1 pseudogene is annotated in these 319 nt (G+C 65.2%); it reads right to left on the bottom strand.

The annotated features are described in order from the left end of the window. Positions 1-319 (bottom strand): annotated as a pseudogene (locus PY649_RS34965) (TetR/AcrR family transcriptional regulator); the annotation flags it as partial.

Raw genomic sequence — 319 nt, forward strand, 5'->3', positions numbered from 1 at the left:
CCAGCCGCTCCTGGAAATGTGCGGGCAATCCTTCGAGCGCCGGATCGCCCGAATTGAACGCCGCCGCCAACCCACGGTGGGCTGCGATAAAATCCACATGGTGCGCGACCCATCGTTCGAGGGCCTCTCCCGGTGGGTGCTGCGCGGCCAGCATCTTCGCTGCCTCGACGCCTCGTCGACCTCCTTGCGGAAGACGGCGACGACAAGGTCGGAACGCGTCGGAAAATGGCGGTAGAGTGTGCCGACGCCGACCCCCGCCCTGTCCGCAATTTCTCGTATGGGCACATCCATTCCGGCCTCGGCAAAAACCTCCGACGCG

The sequence above is a fragment of the Rhizobium mayense genome (assembly GCF_030272705.1).
Classification (GTDB): Bacteria; Pseudomonadota; Alphaproteobacteria; order Rhizobiales; family Rhizobiaceae; genus Rhizobium; species Rhizobium mayense.